General features: G+C 32.9%; 11 protein-coding genes. 8 read left to right on the forward strand and 3 right to left on the reverse strand.

Annotated features, from left to right (window positions below):
- Window positions 1-795: a polysaccharide biosynthesis/export family protein gene (locus tag ABJM36_RS03140; RefSeq protein ID WP_348449087.1), complete on the reverse strand. Its 795-nt coding sequence runs from the start codon at window positions 793-795 to the stop codon at window positions 1-3.
- Between the two features lie 105 nt (window positions 796-900).
- Between ABJM36_RS03140 and ABJM36_RS03145 the strand changes: the two genes are divergently transcribed.
- A complete protein-coding gene (locus ABJM36_RS03145; protein WP_348449089.1) occupies window positions 901-2,769 on the forward strand; it encodes an ABC-F family ATP-binding cassette domain-containing protein in 1,869 nt (622 codons plus the stop codon).
- A 13-nt stretch (window positions 2,770-2,782) separates the two neighbouring features.
- Window positions 2,783-3,553, forward strand: coding sequence for a class I SAM-dependent methyltransferase (locus tag ABJM36_RS03150; protein WP_348449091.1), 771 nt, complete (start codon window positions 2,783-2,785; stop codon window positions 3,551-3,553).
- Between the two features lie 64 nt (window positions 3,554-3,617).
- Here the strand turns inward: ABJM36_RS03150 and ABJM36_RS03155 are convergent, their stop codons facing one another.
- Window positions 3,618-5,708 (reverse strand): DUF5723 family protein, encoded by a 2,091-nt coding sequence (locus ABJM36_RS03155; protein WP_348449093.1) that lies wholly within the window; start codon window positions 5,706-5,708, stop codon window positions 3,618-3,620.
- A gap of 313 nt (window positions 5,709-6,021) precedes the next feature.
- On the opposite strand from ABJM36_RS03155, the gene ABJM36_RS03160 reads away from it, so the two are divergent.
- The 3 genes from ABJM36_RS03160 (at window position 6,022) to secA (ending at window position 10,845) form a co-directional block, all read left to right on the forward strand.
- The gene (locus ABJM36_RS03160; protein WP_348449095.1) at window positions 6,022-6,594 is read left to right on the forward strand and encodes a cob(I)yrinic acid a,c-diamide adenosyltransferase; all 573 of its coding nucleotides are present in this window, start codon (window positions 6,022-6,024) and stop codon (window positions 6,592-6,594) included.
- A gap of 528 nt (window positions 6,595-7,122) precedes the next feature.
- Window positions 7,123-7,344, forward strand: a complete 222-nt coding sequence (locus tag ABJM36_RS03165) for a DUF2795 domain-containing protein (protein WP_019387375.1) — start codon at window positions 7,123-7,125, stop codon at window positions 7,342-7,344.
- Between the two features lie 147 nt (window positions 7,345-7,491).
- The gene (gene secA / locus ABJM36_RS03170; protein ID WP_348449098.1) at window positions 7,492-10,845 is read left to right on the forward strand and encodes a preprotein translocase subunit SecA; all 3,354 of its coding nucleotides are present in this window, start codon (window positions 7,492-7,494) and stop codon (window positions 10,843-10,845) included.
- Window positions 10,846-11,127: 282 nt separating this feature from the next.
- Here the strand turns inward: secA and ABJM36_RS03175 are convergent, their stop codons facing one another.
- Complete coding sequence (locus ABJM36_RS03175; RefSeq protein WP_348449100.1) at window positions 11,128-11,496, reverse strand: hypothetical protein; 369 nt, start codon at window positions 11,494-11,496, stop codon at window positions 11,128-11,130.
- 164 nt (window positions 11,497-11,660) lie between these two features.
- Here ABJM36_RS03175 and ABJM36_RS03180 point away from each other — a divergent pair, with 164 nt between their 5' ends.
- The 3 genes from ABJM36_RS03180 to ABJM36_RS03190 all read left to right on the forward strand — a co-directional run bounded on the left by ABJM36_RS03180 (window position 11,661) and on the right by ABJM36_RS03190 (window position 14,509).
- The gene (locus ABJM36_RS03180) at window positions 11,661-12,767 is read left to right on the forward strand and encodes a tyrosine-type recombinase/integrase (RefSeq protein WP_348449102.1); all 1,107 of its coding nucleotides are present in this window, start codon (window positions 11,661-11,663) and stop codon (window positions 12,765-12,767) included.
- Between the two features lie 128 nt (window positions 12,768-12,895).
- Window positions 12,896-13,561, forward strand: a complete 666-nt coding sequence (locus ABJM36_RS03185; RefSeq protein WP_348449104.1) for a hypothetical protein — start codon at window positions 12,896-12,898, stop codon at window positions 13,559-13,561.
- 447 nt (window positions 13,562-14,008) lie between these two features.
- Entirely contained in the window at window positions 14,009-14,509 is a 501-nt protein-coding gene (locus ABJM36_RS03190) for a hypothetical protein (protein ID WP_348449106.1), read from the forward strand.
- Window positions 14,510-14,543: the final 34 nt, after the last annotated feature.

Below are 14,543 nucleotides of genomic sequence, written 5' to 3' on the forward strand. Positions count from 1 at the left end.
TTATAGATTTCGGGTTAAGAAATACGTAGAAACAAGTACTGATAAAATTGAAGCTATAGTAGTTATATTTTGTATTGCAGTTTGTCCTGCACCCAAGGATTTACGTTTTAGAGGCTTAACCAAAATCATATCATTAGGTTGTATAAAATAAAATGGTGATTTCATAGCCTTAATATCCGTTAAATCGATATGATGTATTTTTTGCCCGCCAGGATATTGTCTTATAATCAAAATATCTTTCTTGTCTGCGGTATCAGGCAAATCCCCTGCGTTGGCCAAGGCTTCAATTATGTTAACTTGATCCTGAAATAAGGTATAAATACCACCATTAGCTTCTCCTGTAACCGTATATCTTAATCCTGCTAATTTTACTGTTACAAATAATTCGGCATTTTCTTTAAAATATTGTTTTAAAAGTTCAGATTTCACTTTCTCTTCAATCTCCTGTGTTGTAAAACCTAAAACATTAATTTCTCCTAAAATGGGAAACTCTATGTTTCCATGTACATCTATGGTAAAACCATTAAAATAAAGTCCCGTTTGATTTTGCGTCCTATCAACTCCTTCTTCACTAACAGGATTAAATATACCTACAAGTTCGGGGTCCAATGCCTTAACATTAATACTTAAAACATCACTAATTTGAACCCTATAAGGCTTAGGCATTTCCGTAATAACAAGGTCTGTATTACCAGTTCCCTCTTTATCTTGTAAATAAACAACATCTTTATTGGATATACATGATACACACAAGAGACTAAAAACCAACAAAATGACAACAAAATAGGGCTTCATATAAAGTAAATTGATATAAAGCAAATATAACTTTTCGCGTTGAAGAATAAAACTTATATCGGATTTTTTGGTTTTTTATCCGTTATTTGCAAAAAACATCAGCACTTGAATTATCTAACAGTTGAAAACATATCGAAGTCCTACGGCGAACATACACTTTTTGAAAACATTTCATTTAGCGTTCATAAGGACCAAAAAATAGCCTTTGTAGCAAAAAATGGTACAGGTAAAACATCTATTTTAAATATTCTATCGGGTGAGGATACTGCAGATTCTGGCGAAGTTATTTTTAGAAAAGATATTAAGGTTTCCTTCTTATCTCAAGACCCTAAATTTGACAATACGCTAACTGTTGAAGAAACTATTTTTGCTAGCGATAATCCTATTTTAAAAATAATAGCCAATTATGAAAAAGCACTTTTAAATCCGGAAGACACAGATTCGTACCAAGCTGCTTTTGATGCCATGGAACGCCATCAAGCTTGGGATTTTGAGACGCTATACAAACAAATACTTTTCAAGTTAAAATTAGATGACTTAAATCAAAAAGTTAGCATACTCTCAGGTGGACAAAAAAAGCGTTTAGCTTTAGCTAATGCCTTAATTAACAAACCCGATTTATTAATTCTAGATGAGCCTACCAACCATTTAGATTTAGAAATGATAGAGTGGTTGGAAGCCTTTTTTGCCAAGGAAAACATCACCTTATTTATGGTAACGCACGACCGCTATTTTTTAGAGCGTGTGTGTAATGAAATTATTGAATTAGACGAAGGTGCACTTTACAATTACAAAGGTAATTACTCTTATTATTTAGAAAAAAGAGAGGCCAGAATAGAACGAGAATCGGTGGAAACTGGTAAAGCAAAACAGCTTTTTAAAAAGGAACTCAATTGGATGCGTCGTCAACCTAAAGCGCGTACTACAAAATCAAAATCTAGAATCGATGATTTTGCAGATATTAAACACCGAGCACACCAGCGCAGAAACGATCATGAGGTACAGTTAGAATTAAATATGGAACGCCTAGGAAGTAAAATTCTAGAATTTCATAAAGTATCAAAAGCATTTAAAGATAAAACTATACTTGATGCCTTCGAATACACCTTTAAAAGAGGGGAACGTGTTGGTATTATTGGTAAAAACGGAACCGGAAAAACAACCTTTCTAAACATTTTAACCCAAACCGCACAACCAGATTCTGGTAAAGTTATTAAAGGTGACACTGTTAAATTTGGCTATTACACCCAAAGTGGAATAAACATAAAACCAGATCAAAAAGTAATTGATGTTATTCGTGAATTTGGGGATTACATACCATTAAAAAAAGGAAAAACAATTAGCGCTCAGCAATTATTAGAACGCTTTTTATTTAGCCGAAAAAAGCAATACGATTATGTTGAAAAACTTAGTGGTGGTGAACGTAAACGGCTGTATTTATGTACTATTTTAATTCAAAACCCTAATTTTTTAATATTAGATGAGCCAACAAACGATTTAGATATTGTAACGCTTAACGTATTAGAAAGTTTCCTTTTGGATTTTCCGGGTTGCATCATAGTGGTAACGCACGACAGGTATTTTATGGATAAGGTTATCGATCACCTTTTTGTTTTTAGAGGTGATGGTGTTATTGAAGATTTCCCAGGAAATTATACCGATTATAGAGTTTATGAAGATAGCCAGCCTGCCATTTCAAATACGGGATCTGCCGAGGATAAAAAGGATAATAAATCTTGGAAACAAAACGAAGCTTCAAAATTATCTTTTAATGAAGAAAAAGAATTAAGAAACATTGAAAGCAAACTGAATGCTTTAGCCTTTGACAAAAAAGAACTAGAAAGCAAATTTAATAACCCCGATTTAACACAAGATCAAATTAATAAACTCTCTGATGAACTTCAGAAAATAATAGATACTATTGAAGCCAAGGAAGAACGTTGGTTTGAGTTATCCTCTAAATTAGAAGACTAATAAAAACAACATCTTGTATCAAGTTATTCAATATATAAAATTCCTATTAAAGTCGACCAATCAACATGGGGTGCACTCCCCTTTTGTTTATAATTTGGTAACCACTTGTTTTTATGACAAATCCAAGCACAATTCTTATAAAGCGATACGAAGTTACAAGGCATTACTTTTACAAAATAAAACTAAAATTAAAGTTGAAGATTTAGGAGCTGGTTCTCAAAAAATGAAACAGCAAAAACGCCTTATTGCAAGTATTGCTAAAAATGCTGGAACAACACATAAACGTGCTAAATTAATATATAGAATTACAAATTACTTTAAACCTAATACCATATTAGAACTAGGCACCTCATTAGGCATTGCAACCCATGCTATGCATTTAGGTAACCCAAAAGCAAGCATTACTTCTATTGAAGGTTGCCCAGAAACTTCATTATGTTCTAAAAAACAATTAGAACATTTTAAAACCGAAAATATTAAATTAATTACAGGCGATTTTAATACTGAAATCACAAAATTAAAGACACAGCATTACGATCTTATTTTTTTTGATGGCGACCACAAAAAAGAAGCGACCTTACACTATTTTAAAACCTTATTACAAACGACAACAAACGATTCTGTTTTTATTTTTGATGATATTCATTGGTCTGAAGGTATGACCGAAGCTTGGGAAACTATAAAACAACATCCAAAAGTAACTGTTTCCATTGACACCTTTTTTTGGGGAATTGTTTTTTTTAGAACAGAACAAGCCAAGGAACATTTCACCATTCGTATTTAACAAAAACCATAAAAAACTCAACCTACTTCTAGATTGAGTTTTTATATTATTATTAATGTTGTTATTATTTTACTAAATTAATTTCCACTCTTCTATTCTGCAACCGTCCAGCTTTATACATATTTGTTGCAACAGGTCTTCTTTCTCCATAACCAATAGCTGATAATCGTGTGGAATCGATACCATGTTTTATTAAATAATTTTTCACCGCATTAGCTCTAGTTTCCGACAAGCTCTGGTTTAACTCGTAACTTCCAATACTATCGGTATGCCCTTCAATAACAAACTTAGCATTGGGATATGTGTTTAAAACAGAAATAATATCAGCTAAAACAATACTAGATTCTGGTTTTATCGTCGATTTCCCGTAATTAAATAAGATAACCTTAGCATAATTATTTAAAGTGTTTTGCAGCTTTTCAATAACTTCCTCGGGGCAGCCGTTGTTAACCACAGATCCTACGTCACTAATACAATCGTCATCTTTATCTAAAACCCCATCGCCATCGCTATCTTTATACGGGCAACCATTATTGGTGGCATCTCCTGCTTTATCAGGACAAGCATCAACATTATCTAAAATACCATCTTCATCACTATCCCCCCAAGGACATCCCTTATTATCTTCGGGACCAACAAGCTCAGGACATTCATCTTCATCATCTATAATGCCATCGTTGTCTTGATCTTCAATAGGGCAGCCGTTATTTGAAATAGGACCAAATTCTTTTGGGCAATCGTCCAATTTATCATAAATCCCATCACCATCTTTATCTTTAGCAGCTTGGTGATACACAGGTACTTTTAATCCGGCATAAATATCGGCTTGTCTGTTATTATCACTACTAAAAGCCGATGCAATAGAACCAGAACCTACATACAAAGGACCTGCTCGAAAACCATAACCAACCCTAAATCCATTATTTTCAATAACTGTAAGTGGTAAATAGAAACTAAACCATTTACTTTCGTAACGTGGGGTAAACGACACTAAATTAGCTACACGACTTGCCGTTACTCTACTTCTGGATATTAAAGAATAATCGGTGTTTAAGTTGAAATAAATAGTATTACTAAAACTATAATCTACATTTAAGTGTAACGCTGTTGGTAAGTCTATTACATAACCTGTTTCGGAATTAACACGCATATAGTACGTGTTTAAAAAATCCCCAAGGTCTTCTGCGGTATCCTCGTAATCATCTTGGTTTAAATCTTCAAAACTAACATCAAACGTTTCATTAATACCCTCTTTATAATCTATAAAACCAATATCTGTAATAGAAAGGCCTACTTTTAGTTTATACTTATTCTTATGATTAATATTATACGGACTAGACTTTGATGTTTTATAATCCTTATAATTTGGTCTTAATTCATAAACAAAACCCAGGTCGACACCAATACCATTAGCATTATCAGGTAATTTAAAGTTGTAGTCGTCGTTATCAAATTCGGCACTACGGGCGTATGTAACATCTCCACTAGAGCTTATACTTCCTGTGGTTTCACCACCAAAAAAAACAGTACCATCGGCATCATAGTCTACATAAACATTTGTTCCTGTGGCAAAAACACTACCTAGACCTTGTAAATATTTTAACGAAACACCACCCTTTAGAAAATGCTTGTTTTGGTTTATTAATGTTCTAGCATAAGTAATTCCTGCTTCGCCCCAAGCATGTCCTAAACCATTTACCTGCGCTTCATTTATAATAAAATCTTGTGACGAATTATCGTCTATCGCTGCTATAGAAGCCCCATCAATGTCATTTATATTAACAAATCCTCTTACTCTTGTAAAAACCGCTAACGCACTATTTTTACTTAGGTTAACCATAAAAGAAGGTCCTAAAATATCGGTATTAGCTATAGCACTATTAACGCCATTTGAGTTTATTTTCGACTCCATATCGAAATTATATCCATTTTTTGTAGCATCCCAAACATTAATACCATAATAATCGTTACCACCAAACACACTTATACCCCCAAGATTTATATCGGTTTTAAATCTAGAATCTGTAATATTTGCAGGGTTAGAAATAACGCCATGTACTCCGCTATAATTATCTGTTAGAAACCCTAAATACGATTGTGCCTCCACCATTAAAGTCGCCATTATAAACACCAGTAAAACGCTATTTTTTTTCATTACCTCTTAATTTTATTTAACTTCAAAAATAAGAGTTTACTTTTTTAATCCCCTTAAATACAAGCATTTTATAATGGCTATAAATTTTCTATTTGCTTTTAACTTTTGCATTTCTTAAAACTATTAAATTTCTGTGCTTTTAATTAAAATAGGGATGCTTGAAGTAAACCAAAATCGAAAGCTCATTTTTTTGACTATTCACTTTTTAACTTTTACCTTTATAACATGAAATGAGAAAACTAGATTTATTTCGTTAAACAAAAAAAATTTTTAACGAATTACATCTGACCTCTAAAACAATACTAATTATTAGATGAAAATTTACACTAAAACAGGCGATAAAGGTACTACAGCTTTATTTGGAGGCACACGTGTGCCTAAACATCATATAAGAATTGATAGCTACGGTACGGTTGATGAACTAAACTCGCACTTGGGTTTAATTCGCGACCAAGACATCCATGAAAACTACAAAGATTTACTAATTATAATTCAGGATAGACTTTTTACTATAGGCGCTATTTTGGCTACCGATCCTGAAAAAGCTATTTTAAAAAACGGTAAAGAGCGCCTTAATATCGAAAAAATATCAGCTGCGGATATTGTACGTTTAGAACATGAAATGGACAGCATGAATGATGCTTTACCGCCAATGACACATTTTGTATTACCTGGGGGACACCAAACCGTGTCATTCTGTCACATAGCGCGCTGTGTGTGCCGTAGAGCCGAACGTTTAGCATCGGCACTAAATGAATTGGAACCTTTTGAGGCTAATGCGCTGACGTACTTAAACCGTCTTTCTGACTACCTTTTTGTATTGGCACGAAAGTTGTCCTTTGATTTGCAAGCGAATGAAATTAAGTGGATTCCTGAGAAGAAGTAAAAAAACTTGAAGTTGAAAGACCGTATACGGAAGATAGCTGGTTTTTGGATAACAGAGCGTTTTAAAAACTTATCAATAACGGTTTTACCCGCGTTAGGGATTGAGGTTTTTGTTGAAGCTCTTTTTGTGTTGTTGCACCTATGCAACACAAAAAAGCGACTACCGAAAGCCCGACCCTTGTGGTAACGCCCACTACGCGATACAATTCCTATAAACATAGGAATTACTCGAAGTGACACAAAATTAACTTTGCTAAAACATATTAACCCGCATAAATAATTGCAAGGGTTTAAATTACAAAAGAATACGTTCTTATAATTAATGATAGAATGCGTTTAAAAAATTTTATGAAAATATTGAGATAATTCATAAACATATTTTTTTAAACGATAGCGTACTAGTTGATATTCTAAGGGTGTTTTTATTAGCTTTTTAATAATAAAAACAAAAAGAATATGAAATAATTCATTTTTTTCTTGTGTGTTTAAACTAAAAAATTATTTTTGCAAAAAAATAAACACAAAATAAATGTATTGGACATTAGAATTAGCATCTTATTTAAGTGATGCACCTTGGCCAGCAACAAAGGACGAATTGATAGATTACGCTATTAGAACGGGAGCCCCTTTAGAGGTTGTTGAAAACTTACAGTCTATTGAGGATGAGGGAGACTCTTATGACTCTATAGAAGAAATTTGGTCTGACTACCCTACCGATGAGGATTACCTCTGGAATGAAGATGAATATTAAATAAAGCATAAAGTATAGTTAAAAAAGTCTCGATTTGAGGCTTTTTTTTTGTTCTAAAATGTATCTTTGAATAGCTCTTTAAAGAGAGCTAATAAACACGAAATTAAACCTAGGACAGTCCTAGATAAAACATATAAAATTACACAAATGAGTTTTTTAAATTCGGTATTAAAAATATTTGTTGGCGATAAGGCCAAACAAGATGTAAAGGCAACATCGCCTTTGGTTAATAAAATTAAATCGTTTGAAGCAGCTTTAGAGGCTTTGAGTCATGACGAATTAAGGGCAAAAACCTGTGAGTTTAAAGCAAAAATTGCCGAGGCTAATGCCGATATAGACAAGCAAATTTCAGACTTAACTCTAGAAGCCGACAATACCGAAGATATTGATGCTCGTGAAGATATTTATGAAAAAATTGACCTTTTAAGGGATGATGCTTATAAAATTACAGAAGGGGTCTTAAACGACATTTTACCAGAAGCTTTTGCGGTGGTTAAAGAAACGGCAAAACGTTTTACCAACAATACCTCTATTACGGTTACGGCTACTGAGTTTGACAGAGCTATATCTGGAGCGAAAGAAAACGTTGTTTTAGATGGCGATAAAGCTATTTGGGCAAACTCTTGGGATGCGGCAGGAAAACCTATTACTTGGGACATGATACATTACGATGTTCAGTTAATTGGTGGTATTGCGATGCACCAAGGTAAAATTGCCGAAATGCAAACGGGTGAAGGTAAAACCTTAGTGGCTACACTACCCGTTTACTTAAATGCTTTAGCTGGAAAAGGTGTGCATTTAGTAACGGTCAACGATTATTTAGCAAAACGTGATAGCGCATGGATGGCTCCTATTTTCGAGTTTCATGGGTTGAGTATTGATTGTATTGATTACCACCAACCAAACTCTGATGCTAGAAGAAAAGCGTATAATGCCGATATTACCTACGGTACCAATAACGAATTTGGTTTTGATTACTTACGTGATAATATGGCGCACTCGCCAGACGATTTAGTACAACGTCCGCACCACTACGCTATTGTGGATGAGGTGGATTCTGTATTGGTTGATGATGCACGTACACCATTAATTATCTCTGGTCCTATCCCTAAAGGCGATCGCCATGAGTTTACAGAATTAAAACCTAAGGTTGACGATATTGTATCGGTACAACGTAAATATTTAACTGGTGTTTTGGCCGAAGCTAAAAAACTAATTAACGATGGCGATACTAAAGAAGGTGGTTTTAAACTGTTACAAGTGTACCGTGGTATTCCTAAAAACAAAGCGCTAATTAAGTTTTTATCTGAAGAAGGTGTTAAACAACTTTTACAGAAAACCGAGAACTTTTATATGCAAGATAATAACCGCGAAATGCCAAAGATTGACGCGGATTTATACTACGTTATTGAAGAAAAAAATAATCAGGTTGAATTAACCGACAAAGGTGTTGAGTATATTTCTGGAAAAGATAATCCAGATTTTTTCATCTTACCAGAAATTGGTATTGAGGTTGCTAAAATTGAAGAACAAGGCCTACCTGTTGAAGAAGAAGCTAACCTTAAAGAAGAATTATTTAAAGAATTTGGTGTAAAGTCTGAACGTATCCATACGCTAAACCAATTATTAAAAGCCTATGCTTTATTTGAAAAAGACACCCAGTATGTGGTGATGGACAATAAAGTAATGATTGTAGATGAGCAAACGGGTCGTATTATGGATGGTCGTCGTTATTCTGACGGGTTACACCAAGCTATTGAGGCCAAAGAGAATGTAAAGATTGAAGATGCTACCCAAACATTTGCAACGGTAACTTTACAAAACTATTTTAGAATGTACCGCAAACTAGCAGGTATGACGGGAACAGCATTAACAGAGGCTGGCGAGTTTTGGGAAATCTATAAATTAGATGTACTAGAAACACCAACTAACCGCCCTATTGCACGTGATGATAAAGAAGATTTAGTTTTTAAAACAAAACGAGAAAAATACAATGCGGTTATTGATGAGGTAACCAAATTATCGCAAGCTGGGCGTCCAGTATTAATTGGTACCACATCGGTAGAGATTTCTGAGTTATTAGGAAAAATGTTAAGCATTCGTAAAATACCACATAATGTATTAAATGCAAAACAACACAAACGTGAAGCCGATATTGTTGCCGAAGCAGGAAATGCAGGACAAGTAACTATTGCAACCAATATGGCTGGTCGTGGTACAGATATTAAACTTTCTGAAGAAGTTAAAAAAGCAGGTGGTTTAGCCATTGTAGGAACCGAGCGTCATGATTCGCGTCGTGTAGATAGACAGTTACGTGGTCGTGCTGGTCGTCAGGGAGATCCAGGAAGCTCACAATTTTACGTATCGTTAGAGGATAACTTAATGCGTTTATTTGGTTCTGAACGTATTGCCAAAATGATGGATAAAATGGGATTAAAAGAAGGCGAAGTAATACAGCATTCTATGATTTCAAAATCTATTGAGCGTGCACAGAAAAAAGTTGAAGAAAACCAATTTGGTGTTAGAAAGCGATTATTAGAGTATGATGATGTAATGAACGCGCAGCGTGAAGTGGTTTATAAGCGTCGTTATAATGCCTTAAACGGAGAACGTTTACGTGTCGATTTAGCAAATATGATTTTCGATACCTCGGAAGGCATTGCAGAGACTAATAAAGGTGCTAACGATTTTAAAAATTTCGAGTTTGAATTGATTCGTTATTTCTCTATGAGTTCGCCAATTACTGAAGCAGAATTCGGTAAACTATCGGCACAAGACATTACATCGAAAATTTACAAAGCTGCTTTTACGCACTATAGAGATAAAATGGCTAGAAATGCAGAACTTGCTTTTCCTGTTATTAAAAATGTATATGAAACCCAAGCTGATAAATTTAAACGTATTGTAGTACCATTTACAGATGGTGTTAAAAGTTTAAATGTAGTTACAGATCTTGAAAAAGCTTACGAAACTAACGGTAAACAATTAATTACCGATTTTGAAAAGAATATTACACTTGCCATAATAGATGATGCTTGGAAAACGCATTTACGTAAAATGGATGAGTTAAAGCAATCGGTTCAATTGGCAGTACATGAGCAAAAAGATCCGCTTTTAATTTACAAGTTTGAAGCTTTTGAATTGTTTAAAGCTATGATTGACCAAGTGAATAAAGATGTAATTTCATTCTTATTTAAAGGAGAATTACCTCAAGAAACACAAGATACTATACAAGAAGCACGAGCAAGAAAGCAAGAAAAGCTTAATATAGAAAAAGAGGAAATTCCTAATTTAGATGAACGTTCTGCACAAAACAGAGCTGCAGGGAATACACAACGCCAACAAGAAGTTGTTGAAACCGTTGTACGTGATAAACCAAAAATTGGCCGTAATGACCGTGTTACTATAAAACATGTTATGAATGGTGAAAACAAAACTTTAAAATATAAGCAAGCCGAACCTTTATTAGCAAAAGGCGAATGGGTTTTGGTTGAGGATTAAATTCTGTTGTTAAAAAACTTAATAAGCCTAAAAGATTTTAAATAGGTTTTATTAGAATAAAAAATAACAACACTTTTAATTTATATTGAAGTTTATAGTACTAAAAAGGACAAAATCATTACATAATGGTTTTGTCCTTTTGTTTTATAGCATTACTTTAAAAAGCTATTTTTAATTTTACGATATTTAATATTTTAAATTTAAGACGGCACTCCTACACTATGCCTAATAAAAATGAGCTTTCAATTTGTTCCGTTTCAAATCTAACCTAACATAAATAAACTAGGTGTTATTTTTTATTTTCAATGGTCGTCTTACTATCAATATTTCATCTGTAGAAAACTCCATCCAAGCAAAATCATAAACATAATGGTACGTTTTCCCCTGAGCATTAATATTTTGATGTGTGTGGTATTTAAATCTAAATTTCTTCTTTTCAAGCACGACGCGTTCTATTTTACATTGTAATGCCTTTTTACCCATTATTTCTAAAAGTATACTTCTATTTCTATGTAAAATGATGTCCAACTCTTTAACAACTAAGGCCGTCGCCTTTCGTAAATTAACATGGTAGTAATTTTTACATTTAATTGAACAAAATAATTTATCCCTTCTTCCTACTACATGCTTACTACATATTTTACACTTCATATAGATTGAATTTTGAAATAACCAGATAATTTAGGAACATAATTATTTGTCTATAAGGTAATTATATTTATTCGTTTCTAACGGTTAATATACATTTATTAAGAAATACTACCCCATACTAATGCCTTTTTTTACTATGTTTAGTACTCAAATGCTTCCTTATTATGCAACCAATAATTTATAAGCCACTTAAAGGTGCAAAGCGAATTAAAATTTATATTCCCTACCAATCCTTAGTTTTAAGGGAAGCTATAAAAAAACTAAATGGGAGTTTTTGGCACCCAAATCAGAAATTATGGTCTGTGATTAATACAACAGAAAATTTCGAACAACTTAAAGAGTTATGTGGAGAGGATTATAAAATTGAAAAAGGTGTCAGCTTTACCCCTATTCCTTCAGTACCTTTAAACGACAATGCCCTTGATGCTCTTTATAGCTTAGAAAAGGCTTTAGTTTTAAAACAATACAGTGCATCGAGTATACGGATTTATAAAAAAATGTTCGGTGTATTTTTAAGTAAATTCATGCAACGAAACCTTAAGGAAATTAGCAAAGATGAAATAGAAGGATTTGTTTATGAGCTTATTACAAAAAACAAAATTAGTGAAAGTTATCAAAACCAGTTAATCAACGCTATAAAATGCTATTATGAACATGCGCTGAAAATGCCTAGAGAATATTATGATATACAAAGACCTAAAAAAACTCTAAATATACCAAATGTATTAAGCAAAGAGGAGGTTCTGAAAATTATACAGAATCCAAAAAATTTAAAACATCGCGCCATACTTTATACCATTTATAGTTCGGGTTTGCGTATTTCAGAACTTATAAATTTACGTATTGTTGATGTGCACTCTAAAGATGGTTATTTATTTATAAAAGACAGCAAAGGTAAAAAAGACAGAAAAACCATTTTATCTGAGCATTTAGTTTTACTACTTCGTGATTATTACAAGAAATACAAACCTTCGTATTGGTTATTTGAAGGACGGTCTGGTGATCAATATAGTGCTGCTAGTATTCGGGCTATTTTTAGAAAATCAGTAAAAGAAACAGATTCTAACCCTTGGGCAACCGTACACACTTTAAGGCATTCATTCGCAACCCATTGTATAGAGAATAATGTAAGCATGAGACATTTGCAAAATATGTTGGGGCATAACTCGCCAAAAACAACAGAGATATATACCAAAACTATTGAAATAAATAACAAAACGATAACTAGTCCTTTGGATTCACTGTTGAAAAATAGTACATTGCATCTATAAGCGATATAACTGTAATTTTCTAAGTTGATTATGGTTATATAAGTGTTGGCACACATAAGAGACAAACTATGAGAAATATCTCAATCTTTCTGATTTTATTTTCAATTTCGTTCATTAACGGACAAAATTTGAAAACCTTAAAACCGAAATTAGGAAGTGAAAATAGTTACTCAAAAGCGGAATTTGAATATTGGAAAAAAGCAACTGATTTACTTTCTCAAATAAACAATAATGAAAACGAAATCGAATATTCTGAAATGAATTCGAAAAACCAAAAAGCAATTGATTCGCTTGAAATGGGTTATGGACCAATGACTGAAGGAGTTGGTTGTAGTTGGTATTGTGGTGGTGGACCTTATAAAATTTCGTCTTCTAGTATTTTAAAAAACAATCCGAATTATTCTGACCAAAATATACACGACTTTGACTTATTTACTGGTTGGGTTCCAAAATCGGAAAACGGAATTGGAGATTCTATTAGTTTTCACTTTAAAGCCAAATCACCTAGAATTAATGCTATCATAATTTACAATGGATATATAAAAACAAATCAACTATGGAAGAACAATTCTAGAGCGAAAAAAATAAAATTAAAAATTGACAATAAAACGATTGCAATTCTGGAATTAAATGACACAACTGCTTCTCAAAGATTTGAAATTGAACCTATACAGTCAACTATTGAAAATAAAGATTTAGTTCTGACTTTGGAAATATTAGAATCTTATGAAGGAGAAAAATATACTGATTTAGTAATCAGCGAAATTAATTTTGACGGAATTGACGTTCACTAAAAAATTACGTGTGCCAACACCGTGTATAATTAATTGCTTTTTACGTGCTTACTTGTGAAAATTCCTGCGGAATTTTCACGGGTTCGTAAATGTTTGCTAACTTAGTTGCTTAACCACGCAACTAACCATACACAACAACGTTGGTTGCAATTAAAATTGACCTTGAATCATAATGAAATTAAGCTTCTTCCTCTGGACTCTGATTCTTTTGACTCTTTTGAGTCTTGGATTTGACCTATTCGGTTTCTATTTTATAATAGAATATAATGTCGAAGCCTTTGATTTTGGAATTATTGGTGGAGGTGTCAAGTTTTTATTTTGGTTAAGCTTTTTAAGTACAATCATATTCCTTATCATAAAAAAAATCAGTTATCTAAAAGAAACGTCTCTTCGACAATAATGCTGTTAATTATTATTCTATCACTAACACTAATTGATAAAACAGCAATGATAGAAAGTTTGTTCCAAAAAATATATTTTTCCGATAACGTTATGATGGAGGATTCAACAGATCTCACTCTAAATGATATCGCAGAAATTCAGGTTATCGACCTACTACACTTAGTACAAACAGATAACAGAAAAGTTTTTTCAGAATTAATAGCTTACTCTGGTAACGATAAAGAAAGAATATTTAAGGATCATTTGGACTTAAGTGTTATTGAAGAGCAGCAAACAAACACGCTGTATTTTAATCAGTTTAGGAAAATAATTGATTATTGCTATAACCTCAAACCATCAACAGGCAATATTGACACAGAATATAACTTTGTAATGACTGACAGTCGGACCATTCAAAAAAACAAACGACAAGTCGTTAGAGTAAAAATGAATTTCTGCTTACCTAACGAAGTAAAATGTATCGAAGACGTTTATTATTTTGATTTTGTCAAATCAGATAAAACCTTATTACTGATTGACATTAACGACATGGAATTATATAAATAAGAAACTATAGTAATCTACTATTTAGGACTTGTCT

Source organism: Algibacter sp. (assembly GCF_039977455.1).
GTDB lineage: Bacteria > Bacteroidota > Bacteroidia > Flavobacteriales > Flavobacteriaceae > Algibacter_B.